This is a genomic window from Streptomyces sp. NPDC004788 (assembly GCF_053601115.1).
In genome coordinates this window covers 23,779-46,255 of record NZ_JBSGBF010000006.1, presented here as the reverse complement: position 1 = coordinate 46,255, position 22,477 = coordinate 23,779, and the positions used below count along the sequence as shown (strand labels likewise).

The 22,477-nt window shown below is 74.6% G+C and carries 20 protein-coding genes; 9 read left to right on the top strand and 11 right to left on the bottom strand.

Annotation, left to right across the window (positions count from 1 at the left end; all coding sequences use genetic code 11):
• Nucleotides 1-177 precede the first annotated feature (177 nt).
• The 5 genes from ACWEJX_RS05200 to ACWEJX_RS05180 all read right to left on the bottom strand — a co-directional run bounded on the left by ACWEJX_RS05200 (nucleotide 178) and on the right by ACWEJX_RS05180 (nucleotide 5,583).
• Complete coding sequence (locus ACWEJX_RS05200; protein WP_451606164.1) at nucleotides 178-1,626, bottom strand: peptidoglycan D,D-transpeptidase FtsI family protein; 1,449 nt, start codon at nucleotides 1,624-1,626, stop codon at nucleotides 178-180.
• A gap of 96 nt (nucleotides 1,627-1,722) precedes the next feature.
• Nucleotides 1,723-2,409 (bottom strand): response regulator, encoded by a 687-nt coding sequence (locus ACWEJX_RS05195; RefSeq protein ID WP_451606163.1) that lies wholly within the window; start codon nucleotides 2,407-2,409, stop codon nucleotides 1,723-1,725.
• The gene (locus ACWEJX_RS05190; RefSeq protein ID WP_451606162.1) at nucleotides 2,406-3,680 is read right to left on the bottom strand and encodes a sensor histidine kinase; all 1,275 of its coding nucleotides are present in this window, start codon (nucleotides 3,678-3,680) and stop codon (nucleotides 2,406-2,408) included. The genes ACWEJX_RS05195 and ACWEJX_RS05190 overlap by 4 nt, the downstream gene beginning before the upstream one ends.
• Nucleotides 3,677-4,675 (bottom strand): hypothetical protein, encoded by a 999-nt coding sequence (locus tag ACWEJX_RS05185; protein ID WP_451606161.1) that lies wholly within the window; start codon nucleotides 4,673-4,675, stop codon nucleotides 3,677-3,679. Before ACWEJX_RS05185 ends, ACWEJX_RS05190 begins: the two co-directional genes overlap by 4 nt.
• A 92-nt stretch (nucleotides 4,676-4,767) precedes the next feature.
• Nucleotides 4,768-5,583 (bottom strand): IclR family transcriptional regulator, encoded by an 816-nt coding sequence (locus tag ACWEJX_RS05180; protein WP_451606160.1) that lies wholly within the window; start codon nucleotides 5,581-5,583, stop codon nucleotides 4,768-4,770.
• A gap of 123 nt (nucleotides 5,584-5,706) precedes the next feature.
• Here ACWEJX_RS05180 and ACWEJX_RS05175 point away from each other — a divergent pair, with 123 nt between their 5' ends.
• A complete protein-coding gene (locus ACWEJX_RS05175) occupies nucleotides 5,707-7,245 on the top strand; it encodes an aldehyde dehydrogenase (NADP(+)) (RefSeq protein ID WP_451606159.1) in 1,539 nt (512 codons plus the stop codon).
• Nucleotides 7,246-7,260: 15 nt separating this feature from the next.
• Here ACWEJX_RS05175 and ACWEJX_RS05170 read toward each other — a convergent pair whose 3' ends face one another.
• Nucleotides 7,261-8,271, bottom strand: coding sequence for a zinc-dependent alcohol dehydrogenase family protein (locus ACWEJX_RS05170; protein ID WP_451606158.1), 1,011 nt, complete (start codon nucleotides 8,269-8,271; stop codon nucleotides 7,261-7,263).
• A gap of 90 nt (nucleotides 8,272-8,361) precedes the next feature.
• Here ACWEJX_RS05170 and ACWEJX_RS05165 point away from each other — a divergent pair, with 90 nt between their 5' ends.
• Nucleotides 8,362-9,294, top strand: coding sequence for an AraC family transcriptional regulator (locus ACWEJX_RS05165; protein ID WP_451606157.1), 933 nt, complete (start codon nucleotides 8,362-8,364; stop codon nucleotides 9,292-9,294).
• 48 nt (nucleotides 9,295-9,342) lie between these two features.
• On the opposite strand, the gene ACWEJX_RS05160 is transcribed toward ACWEJX_RS05165, so the two are convergent.
• Nucleotides 9,343-10,740 carry an MFS transporter gene (locus ACWEJX_RS05160; RefSeq protein ID WP_451606156.1) on the bottom strand — a complete coding sequence of 466 codons (1,398 nt, stop codon included), beginning with the start codon at nucleotides 10,738-10,740 and terminating at the stop codon, nucleotides 9,343-9,345.
• A gap of 70 nt (nucleotides 10,741-10,810) precedes the next feature.
• Here ACWEJX_RS05160 and ACWEJX_RS05155 point away from each other — a divergent pair, with 70 nt between their 5' ends.
• The 4 genes from ACWEJX_RS05155 (at nucleotide 10,811) to ACWEJX_RS05140 (ending at nucleotide 14,362) form a co-directional block, all read left to right on the top strand.
• On the top strand, nucleotides 10,811-11,791 hold the full coding sequence (locus tag ACWEJX_RS05155) for a GlxA family transcriptional regulator (RefSeq protein WP_451606155.1): 981 nt from the start codon (nucleotides 10,811-10,813) through the stop codon (nucleotides 11,789-11,791).
• Nucleotides 11,792-11,797: 6 nt separating this feature from the next.
• Complete coding sequence (locus ACWEJX_RS05150) at nucleotides 11,798-12,400, top strand: GNAT family N-acetyltransferase (protein ID WP_451606154.1); 603 nt, start codon at nucleotides 11,798-11,800, stop codon at nucleotides 12,398-12,400.
• Between the two features lie 77 nt (nucleotides 12,401-12,477).
• Nucleotides 12,478-13,173 carry a DsbA family oxidoreductase gene (locus ACWEJX_RS05145; protein WP_451606153.1) on the top strand — a complete coding sequence of 232 codons (696 nt, stop codon included), beginning with the start codon at nucleotides 12,478-12,480 and terminating at the stop codon, nucleotides 13,171-13,173.
• Between the two features lie 115 nt (nucleotides 13,174-13,288).
• Entirely contained in the window at nucleotides 13,289-14,362 is a 1,074-nt protein-coding gene (locus ACWEJX_RS05140) for an aminotransferase class V-fold PLP-dependent enzyme (protein ID WP_451606152.1), read from the top strand.
• Between the two features lie 125 nt (nucleotides 14,363-14,487).
• Here ACWEJX_RS05140 and ACWEJX_RS05135 read toward each other — a convergent pair whose 3' ends face one another.
• The gene (locus ACWEJX_RS05135; protein ID WP_451606151.1) at nucleotides 14,488-14,997 is read right to left on the bottom strand and encodes a MarR family winged helix-turn-helix transcriptional regulator; all 510 of its coding nucleotides are present in this window, start codon (nucleotides 14,995-14,997) and stop codon (nucleotides 14,488-14,490) included.
• A gap of 153 nt (nucleotides 14,998-15,150) precedes the next feature.
• Here ACWEJX_RS05135 and ACWEJX_RS05130 point away from each other — a divergent pair, with 153 nt between their 5' ends.
• Complete coding sequence (locus ACWEJX_RS05130; RefSeq protein WP_451606150.1) at nucleotides 15,151-16,218, top strand: alkene reductase; 1,068 nt, start codon at nucleotides 15,151-15,153, stop codon at nucleotides 16,216-16,218.
• 49 nt (nucleotides 16,219-16,267) lie between these two features.
• On the opposite strand, the gene ACWEJX_RS05125 is transcribed toward ACWEJX_RS05130, so the two are convergent.
• Nucleotides 16,268-17,371 carry a pyridoxal-phosphate-dependent aminotransferase family protein gene (locus tag ACWEJX_RS05125; RefSeq protein WP_451606254.1) on the bottom strand — a complete coding sequence of 368 codons (1,104 nt, stop codon included), beginning with the start codon at nucleotides 17,369-17,371 and terminating at the stop codon, nucleotides 16,268-16,270.
• Nucleotides 17,372-17,615: 244 nt separating this feature from the next.
• On the opposite strand from ACWEJX_RS05125, the gene ACWEJX_RS05120 reads away from it, so the two are divergent.
• Nucleotides 17,616-18,578, top strand: a complete 963-nt coding sequence (locus ACWEJX_RS05120; RefSeq protein ID WP_451606149.1) for a hypothetical protein — start codon at nucleotides 17,616-17,618, stop codon at nucleotides 18,576-18,578.
• A gap of 34 nt (nucleotides 18,579-18,612) precedes the next feature.
• Nucleotides 18,613-19,710 carry an amidohydrolase family protein gene (locus ACWEJX_RS05115; RefSeq protein WP_451606148.1) on the top strand — a complete coding sequence of 366 codons (1,098 nt, stop codon included), beginning with the start codon at nucleotides 18,613-18,615 and terminating at the stop codon, nucleotides 19,708-19,710.
• On the opposite strand, the gene ACWEJX_RS05110 is transcribed toward ACWEJX_RS05115, so the two are convergent.
• Both ACWEJX_RS05110 and ACWEJX_RS05105 read right to left on the bottom strand, forming a co-directional pair.
• A complete protein-coding gene (locus ACWEJX_RS05110) occupies nucleotides 19,707-20,270 on the bottom strand; it encodes a GNAT family N-acetyltransferase (RefSeq protein WP_451606147.1) in 564 nt (187 codons plus the stop codon). The genes ACWEJX_RS05115 and ACWEJX_RS05110 overlap by 4 nt on opposite strands.
• Nucleotides 20,257-22,350, bottom strand: coding sequence for a penicillin acylase family protein (locus ACWEJX_RS05105; protein ID WP_451606146.1), 2,094 nt, complete (start codon nucleotides 22,348-22,350; stop codon nucleotides 20,257-20,259). Before ACWEJX_RS05105 ends, ACWEJX_RS05110 begins: the two co-directional genes overlap by 14 nt.
• Between the last annotated feature and the right edge of the window lie 127 nt (nucleotides 22,351-22,477).

Sequence of the window (22,477 nt, the reverse complement as noted above, 5' to 3'; positions counted from 1 at the left end):
ACGGGGCAGACGCACGGCGGGTCCTCCGGGGACATGAAGTGTCGCGAACATATGCGCGGGGCATGGACAGGGCACCTGCATACCGTGCGGTGGGGGCCGATCCCTCATCGGCCCCCACTTTTACGTCACTTCAGCCCGTCGCTTCGGATCGTCACCTCAGCGCGTCGCTTCGGCGCGTCACTTCAGCGCCGCCTTCATCATCTTCTGCGCCACCGGCGCGGCCAGACCGTTGCCGCTGACCTCCGAGCGCGCCGCGCCCGAGTCCTCGATCATCACCGCGACGGCGACCTCCTTGCCGGTGGCCGGGTCCTTCGCGTACGAGGTGAACCAGGCGTACGGCGTCTTGCTGTTGTTCTCGCCGTGCTGGGCCGTGCCGGTCTTGCCGCCGACCTCCATCCCGGCGATCGACGCGTTCGAGCCGGTGCCCTTCTCGACCACCGTCCGCATCGCGCTGCGCAGCTGCTCCGCCGTCCCGGACGACATGATCCGCCGGGTGTCGCCGTCCTCGTAGTTCTGGAGCGGGTCGCCGTCCGAGTCGACGACCTGCGACACCATGTGGGGCGCCGCCATGAGCCCGTCGTTGGCGATGGCCGCCGACACCATGGCCATCTGCAGCGGCGTGGCCGTCACGTCGAACTGGCCGATGCCCGTCAGCCCGGTCTGCGCCTTGTCCATGCCCGACGGGTACACGCTGGCGTAGGCCCGTACGGGAACGTCCAGCTCCTTGTCGTTGAAGCCGAACTTCTCCGCCATCGCCCTCACCTTGTCCTGGCCCAGGTCGACGGCCATCTTCGCGAAGACGTTGTTGCAGGAGTAGCGCAGCGCGGTGCGGATCGTCGCGTTCTCGCACGGCGCCGACGCGTTCTCGTTGGGCAGCACGGTCCGGGTGCCGGGCAGCGTGTACGGCTCCGGGCTGCGGGTCGCCGTGTCCACGGAGCCGTACAGCCCGTCCTCCAGCGCCGCCGCCGCGACGACCAGCTTGAACGTGGAGCCCGGCGGCAGCGGCTGCCGCAGCGCCCGGTTGACCAGCGGCTTGTCCTCGTCCGCCATCAGCCGCTGCCACTCCTTGCCGTCCGTGAGCCCGGCGATCTTCGACGGGTCGTACGACGGCGTGGAGACCATGCCGAGGATCCGGCCGGTCTTCGGGTCGATGGCGACGGCGGCGCCCTTCTTGTCGCCGAGCGCCTTGTACCCGGCCTTCTGCACGGCCGGGTCGATGGTCGTGACGACCGTGCCCGGATCCGTCTGCTTGCGGGTCAGCGCGTCGAGCGGGTTCCGCAACCGGGAGTCGGTGCCGTCGAGGACGTCGGCGTAGATGCCCTCCAGCTGGGTCGCCCCGTACGCCTGGGAGCTGTAGCCGGTGACGGCCGCGTAGAGCCTGCCGTCGGTGTAGTCGCGCTTGTACGCGAGGTCGCCGCCCTCCGTCCGTTTCGAGCCGGTGACCGGCGCACCGGCCACGACGATGTTGCCCAGCGGCTGCGCGTACTGCGCGATGGTCTTCCGCCGGTTCTTCTTGTCGTTCGCGAGGGCCTTGGCTTCGTACCCCTGCACCCAGGTGGCCCGGCCGAGCAGGGCCAGCACCAGGAGCAGCGCGAAGACCGAGGCGCGCCTGATCGTCTTGTTCATCCCGAATGCGGGACGAACGGGCGGCGGGGCGTCGTTCCGGGTCCGTCCGGTTTCTCAGGGAAACTTCATGCAGGATGCACGCACCGTCCCGGGCCCTCACCCCGGCGTGATGAACCCCGACTCGTACGCCGCGATCACCGCCTGCGTACGGTCCCGGGCGCCCGTCTTCGCGAGGACGGCGGCCACGTGCGTCTTCACCGTCGCCGCGCCCACGCCCAGCAGACCGGCGATCTCCGCGTTCGTCAGGCCCTTCGCCATGTGCCGCAGCACCTCCGCCTCCCGGTCGGTGAGCCGGGCCGCCCAGGCCGGTGCGGCCGGCGGATTGCGGCGGGCGTGCTCGGCGGCGAGGCCCCGCACCGCCGCCGGGTAGAGCAGCGAGTCGCTGCGGGCGACCAGCCGGACCGCGCTCACCAGCTCCTCCGGCGCGGCCCGCTTCAGCAGGAAGCCGGCGGCGCCGACGCGCAGCGCCTCGTACACGTACGCGTCGTTCTCGAAGGTGGTGACGACCACGATCCGGGGACCGTCCGCGAGCCCCGCGAGGATCTGCTCGGTGGCCCGGATCCCGTCGATCTCCGGCATCCGCACGTCCATCAGGACCACGTCCGGCCGCAGCTCCCGCACCACCGACACCGCCTCCGCGCCGGTCGCCGCCTCGCCGACGACCGTGAGGTCCGGCTCGGCGTCCAGGATCACCCGCAGCGCCGTCCGCACCATCCGCTCGTCGTCGACGAGCACGATCCGGATCCGCGCGTCCGCCGCCCCCTCCGCCGTTCCGTCCGTCATCGCGCGCCTCCCACCGGCAGCCGGGCCGCCAGCCGCCACACGCCGTCCACCGGGCCCGCCTCGGCCGTGCCGCCGAGCAGCCGGGCCCGCTCGGCGACGCCGCGCAGCCCGCGCCCGCCGTCCGGGCGGACCACCGGCGCGGTGCGACCGCCGCCGGGCAGCGGATTCTCCATGGTGATCTCCAGTTCGTCCCCCGACAGCGCGATCCGCGCCGTCACCCTCTCCTCGCGCGCGTGGCGCACCGCGTTGGTCAGCCCCTCCTGCACGATCCGGTACGCCTCCCGCGACACCGCCTCCGGCAGCCCGGCCAGCTCCCCGCGCACCGTCAGCGCCACCCGCGCGCCGCCCGCGCCCGCGTCCGCGCCCCGCACGAGGGCGTCGAGGGCCTCCAGGCCGGGCGCCGGCAGCGTGCCGTCGTCCTCGCCGCTGCGCAACAGGCCGAGCACGGCGTCGAGTTCGCCGACCGTGCGCCGGGTGGTCTCCTCGATGGCGGTGAGCGCCTCCCGTACGAAGTCCGGATCGGGCGTGCCCGCGTCGAGCACCCGGCGGGCCGCGCCCGCCTGGAGGGTGACGGCGCTGAGCGCGTGCCCGACGGAGTCGTGCAGCTCGCGGGCGAGCCGGTTGCGCACGGCCAGCTCGGCGGCCCGGCGCTCGGCCGCGGCCAGCCGGTCCGCCGGGCTCGGCCCGAGGAGCCGGGGCGCGGCGGCGGCGAGCAGCGCGCCGGTGCCGGCCGCCGTGGCCGCCAGCGCGAGCAGCATCAAGGCCCCGAGCGGCAGCCCGGCCCAGACCAGCCACTCCTGGTCCACATGCCAGAGGTGGCTGGTCGCGGAGTTGCGGAGCCCGGCCGAGAACGGCAGCGCCGCCACGGCCACCGCGAACGGCGGCAGCGCCAGGCTGGCCCCGCTGAGCAGCGCGCCCGCGCCCAGGTGCAGCGTGAACCAGCCGGCCGTGCGCGCCCGCGCGCCCCACCCGCGTGCCGGGCCGTCCGCGAACCGCCCGGCCTCCACCCCGCACAGCGCCCGGGCCGCCGCCACCGACATCGGCCGGGTCAGCGGGAAGAGCGCGGTGACGGCGACGAGCGGCAGTCCGACCGCGTACGCCCCGAACTGCACGGTGAGGCTGCCGGTGAACAGACCGCCGCCGCCGGTGAGCGGGCCCACGACCAGGGTGCCGACCAGCCAGTACGGCATGAACAGGGCGCCGCCCAGAATCAGATGCAGCCAGCGTCGCCGGGCGGTCTGCCCGAACAGGACCTTCACGCCCCGTGTCACGCCGCCGCGCCCCGGCGGCCACGGCGGGCGAGGACCACGGCCAGGCAGCCGGCCAGCAGGAATCCGGTGATCATCTCGCCAGCGTAGGCCGTGATCATCTGGCCTGTCGGCTCCTTCCCCGCATCCGTCACCGGCAGCAGCGCGACGAGCGTCATGAACGCTCCCCAGCACCCCGCCGCGCCGGACGCCACCCAGGACACGGCGAGCGCCGTGCGCAGCCGGAGCCCGGCGGGCCGCCGCAGGGCCGGCCCCAGCGTGCCCGCGGCGGCGAGGACGAGGAACAGGGCCCGCACGACGTCGACGGTGGCGTGGTCGCTGTCGTACTCCGCCGCGAACGCGGGCGCGAGGCCGCTGGTCACGCCGCAGGCCCACAGGGCGTGCAGCGCGGCCGGTACGAGGGCGAGCACGGACGCGGCCACGGCGACGGCCCGGACGCCCGGGCCCATGAGCCGCGCGGGCAGGTCGCCGAGCCGCCCGGCCCACACATGACTCCAGCGGTCGCGGGCGTACAGGGCGAAGAGGGTGCCGAGGGCGAGGCCCTGGACGATGAACCCGCCGTAGACGACGGGGAAGACCCACGCGTCGAGGAACGGCTCCTTGACGGTCCCGGTCGACACGGGCCCGGATCCGCCGAAGAGGGAGGCGATCAGCTGGCCCGGGTACCCCGCCACGATCGGGGCGAGCAGCCCGGTCGCCGCCCACATCGGGAAGGCGAGCAGCCAGGCCGGCACCCGCATCCCCCACGGCCGGGTCAGCAGCAGGGCGAGCAGCACCACGATCGCGTCGGCGAGCAGCGTGAGGGAGTTGGCGACGACCATCAGCGTCGGGTGCGCGAGCAGCGCGCTGCCGTCGGGGATGCCGACACGACTGCCGGCCACCCAGGCGGCTTTCAGCGCGATGTACGGGAGGCAGGCGCCCATGGCGAGGACGCGCAGCGCCGGGCGGAGGATCCCGGCGGGGCCGGTGGGTGCGGTGGGTGCGGTGGTTGGCGTCATGCCCTCACCCTCGTGCCCGTACCGGGCCCGGCACGTCCTGCCCTGCGGTGAACCGCCTCCGCCGCACGGGGGAGGCGGTGTGCCGTGACGGACTAGAGGCGGCGGGTCGCGAGGGCGAGCCGGTCGCGGGCCTCGAACAGCGCCTCCTTGACGGCCCGTTCGCGCTCGGGCGTCAGCCGCGCCACCGGCACCGAGCAGCTGATCGCGTCGCGCGCCGGGGAGCGGTAGGGGATCGCGATGCCGAAGCAGCGCAGGCCGAGGGTGCTCTCCTCGCGGTCCACCGCGTACCCCTGCTCGCGGACGCCACGGAGCTCCTCGATCAGCCGCTCGCGGTCGGTGACCGTGTGCTCGGTGACCGCGGGCAGCGCCTCCGGCAGCAGCCCGCGCACCTGCTCGTCGCCGAGGGTGGCGAGCAGCGCCTTGCCGAGCGCGGTGGAGTGCGCGGGCAGCCGGCGGCCGACGCGGGTGGACGGCCGCAGGTGGTGCCGGGACTGGCGGGTCGCCAGGTAGACGACGTCCGTGCCGTCGAGCCGCGCCAGATGGATGGTCTCGGTGGTGTCGTCGGAGAGCCGGTCGAGGGTGGGCCCGGCGGCGGCCACCACCTCGTCGCCGTCCACGTACGACGTGCCGACGAGCAGCGCCCGCACCCCGATGCCGTACCGGGTGCCGGTCGAGTCCGTCTCCACCCAGCCGAGCTCGACCAGGGTGCGCAGCAGCATGTAGAGGCTGGACTTGGGGTAGCCGACGGCCTCCTGGACGGTCGCGAGCGAGTGCGTGCCGGGCCGGCCGGCCAGCCACTCCAGCAACTCCACCGTCCGCACGGCGGACTTGACCTGGCCCCCGCCCGTGTGCCCCCCGCCCGTCTGGCCTTCGCCCGTCCGGCCCCCGCCCGTGTCGTTGCCCGGCATCCCGTCCGCCCCCTCAGGCCCCTTGGGGACAAGCCCCTTGTGGAGACGGCTGGGCCGTCTCTAGAGTCCCTGGCATATTCACCTACTGGGACGTTGTTCAGAATAGCGAACGAGGTGCGTGGCGTGGTGGCGACGGCGGAACCAGTGTGGAGCGTGGACCCGAGGACGGGGAAGCCGCGCGAACAGGTCGCAGTGACGGCCGACGGCGAGGAGCTCGACCGGGTCGTACGGGCCGCGCACGCCACCCTCGGCGCGCTCGCCGCCCGCCCCGCCCGCGCCCTGCTGCTGCGCACCGCGGCCGACCTCCTCGACGAGGCCCGTGACTCGGTCGTCGAGGCCGCCGACGCCGAGACCGCGCTCGGCCCCGTCCGCCTCACCGGCGAACTGGCCCGCACCACGGCCCAGTTGCGCTTCTTCGCCGACATCGTCGACGAGGGCGCGTTCCTCGACGTGCGGATCTCCCGGCCCGACCCCACCACCACACCGCCCACGCCCGACCTGCGGCGCATGAAGATCCCGCTCGGCGTCGTGGCCGTCTACTCCGCGAGCAACTTCCCGCTCGCCTTCTCCGTCCCCGGTGGCGACACCGCGAGCGCGCTCGCCGCCGGCTGCCCCGTCGTCGTCAAGGCGCACCCGGACCACCCGGCCACCGCCGAGCTGTGCGCCGCCCTGCTGCGCCGGGCCGCCGCCAAGGCCGGCCTCCCGGAGGACGTCGTCTCCCTCGTGCATGGCTTCGACGCGGGCGTGGAGCTGATCCGCCACCCGCTGGTCGCCGCCGCCGGATTCACCGGTTCGGTACGCGGCGGGCGCGCGCTCCACGACGCGGCCGCCGCCCGTCCCGTACCCATCCCCTTCCACGGCGAACTCGGCTCGCTGAACCCGGTGGTGATCACCGAGGCCGCCGCCGGGACGCGCGCCGAGGAGATCGGCGCCGGGCTCGCCGCCTCCATGACCCAGGGCCAGGGCCAGTTCTGCACGAAGCCGGGCTTCGTGCTCGCTCCGGCGGGCCCGGCGGGCGACCGCTTCGTGGCCGCGCTCACCGCGGCCGTCAGCGAGACCGAGCCCGGCGTGATGCTGGACCACCGGATGCGCGAGGCCTTCGTCGACGGTGTACGGGAACGGGCCGCGCTCCCCGGCGTCACCGCGCCCGTCACACCCGGCGCGGGCGGCGAGCACACGGTCAGCGCCGGAGTCCTCACGGTGGCCGCGGGCCTGCTGCCCCAGGGCGGGCACGGGGCCCTTCTGGAGGAGTGCTTCGGGCCGGTGACGGTGGTCGCGCGGTACGCGTCGCGGGCGGAGCTCGGCGCGGTCCTCGCCCTGCTGCCCGGCAACCTCACCGCCACCCTGCAGATCGCCGAAGGCGCGGCCGACGCCGACGCCGACGCCGACGCCGACGCCGACGCCCACGCCCACGCGGACCCGGACGCCGATCCCGACGCCGCCTCGCTGCTCGCCGAACTCACCCCGCTCGCCGGACGGATCCTCGTCAACGGCTGGCCGACCGGCGTGGCCGTGGCCGACGCCCAGCACCACGGCGGCCCCTACCCGGCCACCACCTCCCCGTTCACCTCCGTCGGCGGCACGGCGATCGAGCGCTGGCTGCGCCCGGTCACGTACCAGTCGACCCCGCGGCACCTGCTCCCGCCGGAGCTGCGCGACTGATCCGGCTCCCCGGGCTCACACCCGCACCACGATCTTGCCGGTGTGGGTGTTGGACTCCATCAGCCGGTGCGCCTCCGGGAGCGCCTCCAGACCCTCGAAGGTCTCGGCGACCACCGGCGCCAGCGAGCCGTCGCGCAGCCCGGAGCCGATGAACCCGGCCATCCGGGCGCGCCCTTCGGCCGACCGCACGACCGCGCCGTTCGCGTAGCCGCGCACGGTCAGCGGCCACTGCATCGGCACCTCGGCGGGCCGCTCGTCCAGCCAGCCGTAGAGCACCGCCGTGCCCTCCGGGCGCAGCGCCCCGCCGAGCCGGGCGAAGCCGGGCCCGCCGACCGCGTCGAAGACCACGTCGGCGCCCTCGCCGCCGGTGATCCGGCGCACCTCGGCGACCAGGTCCTGCTCGTCGGTGACGACCACGTGCGGGGCGCCGAGGGCGTGCAGCCGCGCGCTCTTGGCCGCGCCACGGGTGGCGGCGATCGGGACCGCGCCGATCCGCAGCGCCGTCTGGATCGCGGCCGTGCCGACCCCGCTGGACGCGCCCGTGATCACCACACGGTCGCCGGGGCGGAGCCCGCCCGCCTCCACCATGCCGCCGTACGCCGTCGAGTACGCGAGCCAGGCCGCCGCCCCGGCCACCGCGTCCACCCCCGTGGGACGCGGCACCAGATACTCCTCGCGCAGCACCACGCGCTCCGCGTACACCCCGTGCACCCCGAAGTCGAAGTTGGCGGCCGCCATCACCGGGTCGCCCGGCGCGTACGCCGTGACGCCCTCGCCGACCTCCTCGACGACGCCCGCCGCCTCGTAACCGAGCCGCGAGCCCGGCAGCGTCGGCCGGTAGTAGTAGCCGCCCGAACGGAACAGCGCCTCGGCCCGGTTGAGCCCGATCGCCTCCACCCGCACCCGCACCTCGCCCGGTCCGGGCGCCGGCAGCACGGTCTCCTCGACGGTCAGCACCTCGGGCCCGCCGAGCTCGTGGAAGAGAACCGCCCTGGTCTTCACGCCGTTTCGCTTGTCATTTCCCATGTGTTCGAAGGTAGGCACGGCCAGCGAGACGATCCATATCCAGACGGCTTCCCACCATGTCTGATCGTCTCGGGCGGTACGGTGCGGGGCATGGACGTACTGAGCGATGCCATCGCCGCCATGCGCACCGGCCGCCCCCACTCCTCCCGCACCGTCCGCTTCGCGCCCTGGGGCATCCGCTTCCCCGCCAACAAGGGCGCCGGCTTCCACGTCGTCCTCCAGGGCACCGCCTGGCTGATGCCCCCGAAAGGCGCGGACGGCCCCGGCGACGACGCGCCCGTCCGGCTCGGCCCCGGAGACGTCGTCCTGCTCGCCCACGGCACCGGCCACGGCCTCGCCGACCGGCCCGACACCCCGCTCGTGGACGCCGTGCCCGCGCCCGACGGCTCCTGGCCCACCCCGCCCGACCGCGGGCCGGTCGGCGCCGAGGAGACCCTGCTGCTGTGCGGGGCCTACCAGTTGAACCGCACCCGCGCCCATCCGCTGCTGACCGAGCTGCCCCCGTACGTCCACATCCCCGCCCGGGTCGGCGCCCATCCGCGGCTGCGCGCCGCGGTCGACCTGCTCGGCGCCGAACTCGCCGAGCCGCAGCCCGGCTCCGACGCCGTCGTGCCCGCGCTCCTCGACACCCTGCTGCTCTACCTGCTGCGCACCTGGTGGCTGGCCGAGCGCGCCGACCGCTCCACCGGCTGGTCCGCCGCCCTCGCCGACCCGGCCGTCGCCGCCGCGCTGCGCGCCCTGCACGGCGACCCCGCCCGCTCCTGGACGGTCGAGGAGCTCGGCGCCCTCGGCGGTCTCTCCCGCGCCGCCTTCGCCCGCCGCTTCACCGCCCTGGTGGGCCGGCCTCCGCTCGCGTACCTCACCTGGTGGCGGATGACGACCGCCGGGCGGCTGCTCCGCGCCGACGACCTGCCGCTGCGGGTGGTCGCCCAACGCTCGGGCTACGCCTCGGAGTTCGCCTTCGCCAAGGCGTTCAAGCGGGAGTACGGGGTGGCCCCGGGCCAGTACCGGAAGGCCTCGTGATCCGAAGGTGCGGAGCCGGGTCGCCGGCGCTGAGCCACCGGCGGCCGGTCACCGGCGGCGGGGGAGCTTCAGCGAGGCGAGCGCGGTGAGCGTCAGCAGTCCGGCGCTGATCAGGAGCGAGGTGCGCAGGGCGCCGGCCACGCCCGCGGCGGCGAAGGAGCCGAAGACCGCGACGGCCAGCGCGCCCGCCGTCTGCCGGATCGCGTTCAGGAGGCCCGCCGCCGTGCCCGCGCGCTCGGCCGGGACGGCCTCCAGCATCGAGGCGATCAGCGGCGGCAGCGCGAAGCCGCAGCCCAGCGCCAGCGGCACCAGCAGCAGCGCCTGGGCCACCCGCGGGGTGTCCGCGTCGACCACGAGCAGGCCGAGCAGCCCGGCCACCGAGACGACCTGGCCGACGACGATCGGCAGCCGGGCGCCGTACCGGGCCGCGACCTTCGCCGAGAGCACGTTCACACCGGCGAGCAGTCCGGTCATCGGCAGGAACATCAGACCCGCGCCCAGCGCGGAGAGCCCGAGGACCTGCTGGAAGAAGAGGCTGAAGACGAAGACCATGCCGTAGAACGCGATGGTGTTGGCCGCGCCCGCCGTCACCGCCACCACCACCGTGGTGTCGCGGAACAGCCCCAGCGGCACCATCGGGTGCTTCCGCCGCGCCTCGACCAGCAGGAACGCGGCGAAGAAGACCGTCGCGACCCCCAGTGCCCACCACGCCTGCGTACCGCGCTCGATCGCCGCGAAGGTCAGCGCCGCGAGCGCCACCACGGCAGTCAGCTGGCCGGGCAGGTCGAGCGGGGCGGGGCGGCGCGCCGAGCGGGCGACGCGGGTGAGCAGGGCGAGCGCGAGCAGACCGAGCGGCAGGTTGATGAAGAAGATCGCCCGCCAGCTCCACGCCGTGGTCAGCGCGCCGCCCGCGACCGGGCCGAGCGCGACGGCGACCGTGCCGCCGGCCGCCCACAGCGACACCGCGCGGGCCCGCCGCGCCGGATCGCCGTACGCCTCCCGTACGAGCGCGAGCGAGGCCGGCAGCATCACGGCGGCCGCCACGCCCTGCACCGTACGGGCCGCGAGCAGCGTCGGCAGGCCGGGCGCCAGGCCGCAGGCGGCGGAGGCGAGGGTGAAGACGACGACTCCGACGGCGTAGGCGCGGCTCGCGCCGATCCGGTCGGCGAGCGCGCCGCTGGACAGCAGCAGCGCGGCGAAGGCGAGCGTGTAGGAGTCGACGACCCACTGCAGTCCGCTCATCCCGGCCCGCAGATCGGCTCCGATCGCGGGCAGGGCGACGTTGACGACGGAGGAGTCGAGGGTGATGAGGGCGAAGCCCAGCATGGCGGCGGCGAGCGCGGGGCCGGGGCCGGGGCTGGGGCGGGGGCCGCGGGGCGGGGCGGGGCGGGTGGTGGAGGCTGCCGGGGTGTCAACGGGGGCCGGGGAAAGGTCGGTTGTGGTCATGTCCCCAGCCTCGTGATCTCCGGGGCCGTAGAGTAGTGGCCTGAATGCCATATGACCGGAGGTTCTGGCCATGTCCGCTGTCCGGCGCGTCGCCGTCATCGCCGCCCCGCCCGTCTCGATGTTCAACCTCGCCATCCCGGAGATGCTCTTCGCCAAGGTCGAGGTCGACGGCGGACCGGGGTACGAGACGGTCATCTGCACCACCGACCCCGGCCCCGTCACCACGTCCGGCGCCCTCGACCTGCACATTCCGCACGGCCTCGACGCGGTGGACGCCGCCGACACCGTGATCCTGGCCGGGACCGGCCAGTACGCGGACCCGGACCCCCGCATCCTCGACGTGCTCCGCCGGGCCGCCGCCGACGGCAAGCGGATCGCCTCCATCTGCACCGGCGCCTTCGCGCTCGCCGCCGCCGGACTCCTCGACGGACGCCGGGCCACCACCTACTGGGCCTACAGCGGACTGCTCGCCGCACAGCACCCGGCCGTCGACCTCCAGGACGACGTGCTCTTCGTCCAGGACGGCCCGCTGCTCACCTCCTCCGGCTACGCCGCCGGCATCGACCTGTGCCTGCACATCATCCGCACCGACCACGGCGCCGCCGTCGCCAACCAGGTGGCCCGGCTCGCCCTCGTCGCACCCGTACGGCCCGGCGGCCAGGCCCAGTTCACCCAGACGCCGCTGCCGCCCGAGCGCGGGGTCTCCTTCACCGACACCCGGGCGTGGGCCATGGCCCACCTCGACGAGCCGCTCACCCTCACCGACCTGGCCCGGCACGCCGGCGTCTCTGTCCGCACCCTCTCCCGCCGCTTCCACGCCGAGACCGGGGTCAGCCCGCTCCAGTGGCTGCTCCACCAGCGCGTCGAGCGGGCCAGGGAACTCCTGGAGACCACCTCGCTGCCCATGGACCAGGTGGCGCGGGCATGCGGGCTCGGCACGGCGGACTCGCTCCGGCAGCACCTGCTGCGCCGGACCGGGCTGACGCCGAGCGCGTACCGGGCCTCCTTCAGCAGGCTGGCCGCAACCGCGTCGCCGGCCGTCGCGTCCTGACGGAGCATGATCGAATCCAATATTCGTATCCAGTACGCGGTATCCACGGACCTCGACGCCATCACCGACCTCCACACCGAGGCCCGCGCCACCTATTACCGCGGCCACATCCCGGACGCCGAGTTCGAGGGCCCCGAGGAGCTGGCCCGCACCCGCGCGGGCTGGGCCGGCGCGATCGAGGAGGGCCGGGTCCTGGTCGCCCGCGTCGGCAGCGCCGGTGGCGCCGGTGGCGGCGGTGGTGCGGGTGGCGCCGGCAGCGCCGGTGGTGCGGGTGGCGCGAGCGGTGCGGGTGGCGCGAGCGGCGCGGGTGGCGGCGGAGGCGAGATCGCCGGCATCGCCGCGTACGGGATCCGCGACGGGATCATGAACCTCAGCCAGCTCCACGTCCGCCCCGCCCACTGGCGCGCCGGCATCGGCACCGCCCTCCACGCCGCCTGCGCCGACGCCTGGCGCACGGCCGGCGTCGCCACCGCGCGCCTGGAGGTGTACGAGCACAACCACCGCGCCCAGTCCTTCTACGCCGCCCACGGCTGGCTCCCGGATCCGCACACCCCGCGCTCCGGCGCCCACCTCGTGCTCCGGCTCACACTCGCGCCCGGGACGGAATGAATGCGGCGCGGTGCGGCGTTCCCGTCACGGAACATCCCGCCCGCACCGTCGTCCACCGTCCAGGAGAGAACACCACCATGCGCGTCGAGATCTGGAGCGACATCGCCTGCCCCTGGTGCTACATCGGCAAGGCCCGCTTCGAGAAGGGCCTCGCGGCCTTCGCCCACCGCGACGAGATCGAGGTCGTGCACCGCTCCTTCGAGCTCGACCCGCACCGCGCCAAGGGCGACACCGCACTGGTCCTGGACATGCTGGCGCAGAAGTACGGGCGGACGCTCGACGAGGCCCGCGCCATGGAGGCGCACGTGGCCTCCAACGCGCAGGCGGAGGGCCTCGGGTACCGGGCCGAGGGCCGCGACCACGGCAACACCTTCGACATCCACCGCCTGCTGCACCTGGCGAAGGACCGCGGCCGGCAGAACGAGCTCCTGGACCTCGCCTACCGCGCCAACTTCGCCGAGGAGCGCTCCGTCTTCGACCCGGAGACCCTGGTGGCCCTCGCCGTCGAGGCCGGTCTCGACGAGACCGAGGTGCGTGCGGTGCTCGCCGACGAGACGGCGTACGCCGACGCCGTACGGGCCGACGAGCGCGAGGCGGCCGAACTGGGCGCGGGCGGCGTGCCGTTCTTCGTCCTCGACCGGAAGTACGGCGTCTCCGGCGGCCAGCCCGCCGAGGTCTTCACCCAGGCCCTGGAGCAGGCATGGGCCGGCCGTGCCCTGCAGCCGGTCGGCGGCGACGCCGCCGCCTGCGACGTCGACGGCGGCACCTGCTGAGACCACCGCTGAGCGGCTGAACGCCGCCGCTGAGCAGGGCGCATAAGCAGTGCTTGGGGATTCCCCGCGATCTTCGCCAATTGACGTGAGATCGTGGGGAATCCAGGCTGGGGCCATGGATTCCCTGGAGAGCACAGACGCCGTGGCCCCGCTCGGCGGCGCCGAGTTCGCGCCCACGCGGACCTATCTCAACACCTCGGCCTGCGGGCTGCTGCCCCGCCGCACGATCGAGGCCGTCACTCTCCTCGCCGAGGAGACCGCGGCCGGCCGCGCCGACGGCGCCGGCAGCTTCGACATCGTCGACGAGGCCCGGGCCGCCTTCGCCCGGCTCGCCCACGTCACCTCCGACCGGGTCGCGGTCGGCAGCTCGGTCTCCGTCCACGTCGGCATGGTGGCGCAGTCCATGCCGGCCGGGGCGGAGATCCTCTTCCCGGAGGGCGACTTCTCCTCCGTCATCACCCCGTTCACGATCCGCGGCGACCTCAAGACCCGCTTCGTGCCCCTGGAGCGGCTCGCCGAGTCCGTGCGGCCCGAGACCGCGCTCGTCGCCTTCTCCGCCGTCCAGTCGAAGGACGGCCGGACCGCCGACTTCGCCGCGATCCGCGCCGCGGCGGCCGCGCACGGCGCCCGTACCCTCTTCGACGCCACCCAGTCGGCCGGCTGGCTGCCGATGCACGCGGGGGAGTGGGACTTCACCGTCTCCGGCGGCTACAAGTACCTGCTCTGTCCGCGCGGGGCGTCCTTCCTCACCGTCACGGAGGAGGCGCAGGACGCGCTGCTGCCCATCCACGCGGGCTGGGTCACCGGTGAGGAGCGGTGGGTCAACAGCTACGGCCCGGTGCGCGAACTGGCCCGCTCGGCCAAGCGGTTCGACGAGCCCGCGGCCTTCATGTCGTACCACGGCGCGGCACAGTCGCTCGCGCTCCTGGAGGAGATCGGCATCGAGCGGATCGAGGCCCACAACAAGGCCCTCGCCGCCCGCTTCCGCGCCGGACTCACCGCGCTCGGCCACGCGCCGGTCGCGGACGACTCGACCGTCGTCGGCGTCCCCGGGCTCGGCGACCGGGCCGACGCGCTCCGCGAGGCCGGGGTGCTGCTCTCGGCCCGCGCGGGCAATCTGCGGGCCTCGTTCCACCTCTACAACTCCACGGCTGACGTCGACCGGGCCCTGGAGGTCATCGCCGCCTAGGAGCCGCCCCGGGCCGCCGGCAGGCCGGCCCCGGGTCGCCATCAGGCCGCCCCCGGGCCGCCGGCAGGCCGTCCCCGATCGCTAGCAGGCCGTCCCCGGGCCGCCGGCAGGCCGTCCCCGGGGCCCTAGCAGGCCGTCCCCGGCTCCGCGCACTCGCCCGCCTCCGGGCACAGGTTCTCCTCCAGCCGGGCGAGCAGCCGGGAGAGGTCCGCGCGCTCGGCGGGGGCGAGGCCGGACAGGGAGCGCTCCTCCAGGTCGCGCCAGACGCCCTCGACGGCGGAGCGCAGCTCCTCGCCCTTCTCCGTCGGCTCGACGAGCACGGCCCGCCGGTCGTCGGGGTCGGGCCTGCGGTGGACGAAGCCGCACTGCTCCAGGCGCTGGAGCATCTTGGTGACCGTCGACGGGTCGAGCCCGAGCCGTTCGATCAGTACGGACTGGCGGGCCGGCCCGCAGTCCCACAGCGCCATCATCAGGAACTCCTGCCCGGGGTGCAGGCCCAGCTCCTTGAGCAGCCGGCCGGCCGCGATCCGGTGCAGCCGGGCCACCCGGGACAGGGCGTGGCTGACCGGGCCGCCGCGGGCGGCGGACGGCAGACGGTCCGCCGGGACGGTACAGACGGGGTCGGTTCCGGGCATGTGCGGCTCCTCGGACGGGTTCTCTCTCCCCGAGAATATCTTGGTCAGCCAAACAATGCGCTACAGTGGCTCTCGCGGAGATAGTTGGCCGACCAATGTAATGAGATGCTTGGTCGACCACATACCTGCCTGTCTGCCTCGGAAGGACCCGTCATGACCACTGCCTTCGACGCCGTCGACCTCGCCGGCACCCGCCTCGCCAACCGCATCGCCATGGCCCCCATGACCCGCAGCCGGGCCGAGGCCGCCGGCCGCCTCCCCACCCCGCTCGTCGCCGAGTACTACGCCCAGCGCGCCAGCGCCGGCCTGATCATCACCGAGGGCGTCCAGCCCACCGCCGTCGGCCAGGGCTACCCCGACACCCCCGGCCTGCACAGCGCCGAGCAGATCGCCGCCTGGCGCGAGGTCACCGACGCCGTCCACGAGCGCGGCGGGAAGATCTTCGCCCAGCTGATGCACGCCGGCCGGATCAGCCACCCCGAGGTCCTCGGCGACGGCCTGCACCCCGTCGGCCCCTCCGCGGTCGCCCCGGCCGGACAGCTCTTCGCCGGCCCCGGCATGAAGGACTTCCTCACCCCGCGCGAGCTCACCGCCGACGAGATCCACGAGACGATCGAGGGCTTCGCCCAGGCCGCCCGCAACGCCGTCGAGGCCGGCTTCGACGGCGTCGAGATCCACGGCGCCAACGGCTACCTGGTCCACCAGTTCCTCGCCGACAACGCCAACCGGCGCACCGACGAATGGGGCGGCTCCGTCGAGAACCGCATCCGCTTCGCGGTCGAGGTCGTCAAGGCCGTCGCCGCGGCCGTCGGCCCCGAGCGCACCGGCCTGCGCCTCTCCCCGGCCAACACCTACAACGACATCGCCGAGACCGACACCGAGGAGATCTACCCCGCCCTCGTCGCGGCCGTCGAACCCCTCGGCATCGCGTACCTGCACGTCCTGGAGACGAACGCCGAGGTCCGCGAGCTGACCCTCGACCTGCGCAAGGCGTTCAGCGGCACCTTCATCCTCAACCCGGCCACCGAGGGCCCGACCGGTCCGGCCGCCCTGGCCCTGATCGAGGACGGCACCGCCGACCTCGTCGCCTTCGGCGCGCTCTTCATCGCCAACCCGGACCTTCCGGCCCGCCTCCGGGCCGGCGGCCCGTTCAACACCCCGGACCCCGCCACCTTCTTCGGCGGCGACCACCGCGGCTACACCGACTACCCGGCGCTGTGACCGAGCAGGGACCTCGACCGCGGGGCGCGCGGTGTGCGTGGGGGCGGTCCTACCGCCCCCACGCCTCCGTCACCGCGCGGCGCGCGCCCTCCAGGTCCACCGTCCGGCCCGTCTCCGCGAGGGCCGCGCCGAGCGCCGCCAGCGAGGACTGCACCGCACCCGGAGTGGCGTCCACCCCGTAGTGGTTCACCCGGATCATCTCCTTCGCCAGCGCCCCTCCACCCGCGATCAGCGGCAGCGACGGGTCGGCGGCGAGCGTCTTCGCCACCAGCTCCGAGGCGTCCACGCCGGCCGGCACGCGCAGCGTCGTCGCGACCGGGGCCGCGTCCTTCGCCTCGTACACGTACGGCTCGATCCCGCCGCCCAGGGCCGTCGCACCCGCGCGGGTCGCCGCGGCGGCGGCCGCGTGCCGGGCCATCAGCGCGTCCAGGCCCTCCGCCTCGATGCGGTCGAGGCACGCCTCCAGAGCCAGCATCTCCAGCTGCGCCGGGGCGTGCAGCAGCGCCTTGCGGCCGCCGTCGATCCACCGCTCCTTCCAGTCCAGGAGGGAGAGGTACGAGCGGCGCGGCGCCGCCGGGTTCGCGGCGAAACGCTCCCAGGCCCGCGCGCTCACCGACACCGCCGAGACGCCGGCCGGGCCGCCCATCGCCTTCTGCGCGCCGATGATGCACATGTCGACGCCCCACGCGTCCGGCGTCACCGGCTCGGCGCCCACGGACGCCACCGCGTCCAGGTAGAACAGCGCGCCGTGCGCCCGTACGACCTCGCCGATCTCCGCGACCGGGTTGGTGTTGCCGGTCGCCGCCTCCGCGTGCACGAGGGACGCGAAGTCGATCTCCGGGTGCTCCTCGAAGGCCCGTGCCACCTGCTCCGCGGTCACCGCCGTGTGGAACGGCACCTCCAGGTCGACGACCGTGGCGCCGCAGTCCCGCAGCCAGTTGCCGAAGGTCTGCCCGTACGGGCCGGTGACGATGTTCAGCGCGGTCGAGCCCGCCCGCGCCCCGCTGCGGATGCAGCCCTCCAGCGGCAGCAGCGCCTCGCCCTGGGTGATCACCACGTCCTGCTCGGTGGAGAGCAGCGCGGCGACCCGGCGCTCGATCGACGCGAAGTGCGCGGCGGTCAGCGGGGCCAGGTCCAGGAGCGGGTGTGTCACGGTCACGGCGGTGCCTTCTTCGGAGTCGAGCTGTCGGAGTCGAATGCGTGTCGCATACATCGGGTTCGAGCTCGTGCCAGCGTAAAGGCTCGCCCGCGGCGGCGCGCCGTCACGGCGGCGTCCGGAACGTGTCACAGGGCTCGTACCACCGGGTCCGGAAGCTTCCCCCCAGCGTCCCGCCGGTGCCATGGTGCGGGCCGGAGCGGCCCGCGCGGGGCCGCAGGCAGGAAACGGGGTGGACATCATGATCCGGAGAACGGGAAGAGACAGCAGAGGAGCACGGCTGCGCCGGGCGGCCGTGGCCGCGGCCGCGCTCGCCGTCACCGCACCGGTGACCCTCGGCGCCGCGGGTGACGCGGGCGCCGCGCCGGGCATCGTGCCGCCGGTCGCGGACCACCCCATCGTCTTCGCCCGCTACAACGCGGCCGCGCCCGTCGAGGACCTGTGGGCGATCTCCCCGAGCGGCGGCGCGCCCGTCAGGCTCACCCACACCCCCGACGTCAGCGACGTCATGCCCAGCTGGTCCCCGGACGGCACGCGGGTGGCGTTCCTCCGCTACGGCGCCGGTGGAGCCGTCGACGGCATCTGGACGATGAAGAGCAACGGCACCGACCTGCACTCCGTGCCCGGCACCGAGGGCGCCTCCGACCCGGCCTGGTCCCCCGACGGCGCGCGGATCGCCTTCTCCAAGCCGGCCGGCACCCAGCGCGAGCTCTACGTGGCCGACGTCGACGGCAGCCCCGTCAAGCGGCTCACCCACACCACGGCGGACGAGTTCCACCCGACGTGGTCGCCGGACGGCGCGTACCTCGCCTACAGCCGCGCGGACGCGTCCGGCCACAGCAGGTTGATGCGGATCCGGCTGTCCACCCTGGCCCAGACGCCGATCACGCTCGCCGGCTCCCAGGACTGGACGCCCGACTGGTCGCGCGGCAACCGGATCGTCTTCGGCCGGGTGGACTCCACCGGCTTCGCCCACCTCTACGTCGTCCGCCCCGACGGCGGGGGGCTGCACCGCATCACCTCGGCCCGCGCCAACGACAAGTACCCCTCCTGGTCGCCGGACGGCAGGCGCCTGGTCTTCACCCGGGGCGGCACCGACGACGCCGACCCCGAGCACCTCTTCCTGGTACGGGCCGACGGCACCGCGCTCACCCAGCTCACCCATGCCGCCACCCACGACCTGGAGGCCGACTGGCGCCCGTGACCTGCCCGCTCGACACGGCTCGTAGAGTGCGGGTATGAGCGATCACGTGGTGCTGCATGTGAAGGGGCGGGTGCTCGTCGGCCCGGAGGACGTACGGGACGAAGTGTGGTGCGTCGACGGGCGGATCACGTTCGAGCGGCCGCCCGCGGCCCTTACCGCCGAGACCCTGACCGTCGAGGGCTGGGCGCTGCCCGGCCTCGTCGACGCCCACTGCCATGTCGGGCTCGACAAGCACGGCCCGGTCGACGAGGGCACGGCCGAGAAGCAGGCCCTGACCGACCGGGACGCCGGCACGCTGCTGATCCGCGACGCCGGTTCGCCGTCCGACACGCGCTGGATCGACGCCCGCGAGGACCTGCCGAAGATCATCCGCGCGGGCCGGCACATCGCCCGCACCCGCCGCTACATCCGCAACTACGCCCACGAGATCGAGCCCGACGAGCTCGTCGCGTACGTCGGCCGCGAGGCCCGGCGCGGCGACGGCTGGGTCAAGCTGGTCGGCGACTGGATCGACCGCGGCATCGGCGACCTGGCGCCGTCCTGGCCGCGCGCCGAGGTCGAGGCCGCCATAGCGGAGGCGCACCGGCTCGGCGCCCGCGTCACCGCGCACTGCTTCGCCGAGGACTCGCTGCGCGACCTCGTCGAGGCGGGCATCGACTGCATCGAGCACGCCACCGGTCTCACCGAGGAGACCATCCCGCTCTTCGCCGAGCGCGGGGTCGCCATCGTGCCCACGCTCGTCAACATCGCGACCTTCCCGCATCTCGCGGACGGCGGCCAGGAGAAGTTCCCGCGCTGGTCCGCCCACATGCGCCGGCTGTACGAGCGGCGGTACGACACGGTCCGCGCCGCCTGGGACGCGGGCGTCCCGGTCTTCGTCGGCACCGATGCGGGCGGCTCGCTCCCGCACGGCCTGGTCGCCGCCGAGGTCGAGGAGCTGACGAAGGCCGGCATCCCGGCGCTCGACGCCCTCTCCGCCACCACCTGGCACGCCCGCGCCTGGCTGGGCCGCCCCGCCCTGGAGGAGGGCGCCCCGGCCGACCTCGTCGTCTACGGCGAGGACCCGCGCGCCGACGTCCGCGTCCTCGCGGCGCCCCGCCGGGTCGTCGTCAACGGCCGGGTCATCGCCTAGTTCCTCGTGAAGAAGGCCAGCCGGGCCTTCTTCTCCGGGATGAAGACCTCCGGCAGGTCCACCTCCGGCAGCAGGATCTCCGGACCGAGCTCGAAGCCGGTCCGGGCCAGCCGGGCGAGCACCTTCTCGTTGGCGGCGTCCGGCTCGCCGACGATCCGGGTGTGCCCGGTCAGCGCGAAGTCGAGCAGGGCGGTGAGCAGCCCCTCCGTGAAGCCCCGTTCGGGCGCGAGCGTGGGCGCGACGAACAGGTGCACGCCGATGTCGCCGGGCCGGGCCTCGTAGCACTCGGAGATCCGGTCGGCCTCGGGGGCGTAGGTCTGGAAGACGGCCACGGGCTCGTCGTCGCGGTGGACGAGGAAGCCGTGGTGGGTGCTGAGCGAGTCGAGGTGCGCGTAGACGTCCCGCACCTGCTCGACGGTGGTGCCGTTCATGCCCCAGAAGCGGGCGCGCTCCTCGTTCACCCAGCGGTGGATGAGGGGCGCGTCGGCGTCGGGGTCGATGCGGTCGACGCGGACGGTGCCGAAGCCGTCGACGTGCTGAACGTGCTCAGTCCTGCTCATGGTCTTCCTTCACGAGGTCGTTCCAGTCGGTGGTGACGGGGGCGAGTTCGCCCCGCAGCCACAGGGGCAGCTGGTCGCGGTGGTGCGGGTCGCCGGCCACGCCGGAGGCGCCGAAGGGCACGACCCACAGGCTGCGGTCGCGGTCCGCCAGGTCCCACACGTAGCGGGCGGCGGAGGCGCGGGCGCTGCGGTCGGTCCAGCCGGGCACGCTGGAGGTCGAGAGCACGCAGTCGTGGTCGCCGCCGAGCCCCGGCCACTGGTCGTCGGCGGCGTCGTCCGCGTCCGGAAGCGCCTGCCAGGGCGCGAGCCGGTGCGTCACCCCCCAGGCCGGCGGCGCCTCGCCCGCGGCGACCTCTTCCAGCGCCTCCCGTACGATTCCGGCCACGTCCCCGTCCGGTACGGGCCCGGTGACGAGCAGCGTCTCCAGGGCGAGGCCCACCCGGGCGCCGAGCGCCAGCCACGGCCGGAAGAGCGCGGGGTACGGGGCGGGTTCGCGCAGTTCCGTGAACGCCGGGTGCCCGGCCAGGCGCCGTACGACCGCGCCGCGCACCGCCGCGTAGAGCCCGGCGTCCGCGCTGTCGGCGTCCATCCGCCGGTCCCAGCCGAGGAGCGCGGCCCGTACCCGGCGGGCGGCGGGGGAGAGGGCGGAGCCGTCCGTGGCGCGGACCCGCTCCAGGAGGCGGCGGGCGGACGGGTTGTCGGTGTCGGCGTGGACGGCGGCCATCGCCTCCGGCGTCCACGCGTCGGAGGCGTCGAGGAGAGCGGCTATGCGCTCGGCCCGGTGCGGTGGCGCGAACTCGACGCCGAGCGGTGCGGCGAGCCCGCGCGCGTTGGCCATCACCGCGTGTCCGTCGACGGCTGCCCTGGGCATGGCGGCGGCCCGGCCGGTCCAGGCGTGCGCGGCGTCCCAGGCCGGCACGACCCGCAGGGAGTTGGCCCGGTCGCGCACCGGAACGTATCCGGCCACCCGGTGCAGCAGCCCGCCCTCGACGTCGGCGGCCTGCACGACGTTCACCGGCTCGACCCACCGGTCGAGCGCCCGGTCCACGTCCGCGACGGTCCGCGCCCGCAGCAGCGCGGGCAGTACACAGAAGCCCGACTCACCGGTGACGCGGGGCGGGTGGCGAAGGCTGACGGCTTCCCATTCCGTTTCCTCGGTACCGGGGCCCTCCGCGCCGATGATCACCGGCCCCCGCTCCGTCTCGATCACCTCGATCACGGTCGGCGTGGCCGCGCCCTTCACCCGCACGGTCTCGGTGTGCGCCGTGGCCGGTTCCCAGCCGTCCGGGCCGAGGGCCTCGACGCGGCCGTCGGGGAGGCGGCGCAGGCGCTCGCGGTAGAGGTCCTGGTAGTCGGCCATGGCGTTGGTGATGGCCCAGGCGACCCGGCCGGCGTGGCCGAAGTGGGCGAGGCCCGGGACGCCCGGCACGGCGAGGCCGAGGACGTCGTAGTCAGGGCAGGAGAGACGTATCTGCTGGTAGACGCCGGGCGCCTCGATGAAGCGGTGCGGGTCGCCGGCCACGAGCGGCGCGCCGCTCGCCGTACGGGCGCCCGAGACGACCCAGCCGTTGGAGCCCGCGGTGCCGGGGCCGTCCGAGGCGAAGAGCTCCGTCCACTCCTCGCCGAGGTGCCGGGCGACCTCGTCGCGCCACAGCTTGGTGGGGAAGCCCGCGAAGAGGATGTGGGTGGAGAGCCACACCGCGAGCGGCGTCCACGGCTCCCAGCGGCCGGGTGCGAGCCCCGTCGCCGCGAACTCGGGTGCCCGCCGGGCCCCTTCGGCCAGGCCGTCGTTGACCCCGTCCACGTACGCCCGCAGCCACGCGGCCGTCTCCCCGTCGAGGCGGTCGTGGCAGCGGCGCGCGGTGTCGGCGAGCCGGGCCTGCCGGACGAAGGTGTCCCAGCCGGTCTCCGCCGCACCGAGGAACTCCGCGGTCGTGCCCTGCGCCCGGTGCCGCTCCACCTCCAGCTGCCAGGCCCGGTCGAGGGCGGTGACCCGGCCCTGGGCGCGGGCGAGTTCGCGCGGGTCGGCGGCGCGCAGATGAGGGACGCCGAAGGCGTCCCGGAAGACCTCGATGCTCACTGCGCTCCTCGCGCTCCCCGATCCGGTTCCAGTTAGGTTAGCCTGCCCTAAATTAACCTATCAGGAGTGGGGGGGGAGTCGTGTGGCGCGTTGACGATCCGTTACTCCGGCCCGGCGCGGGTCGTTG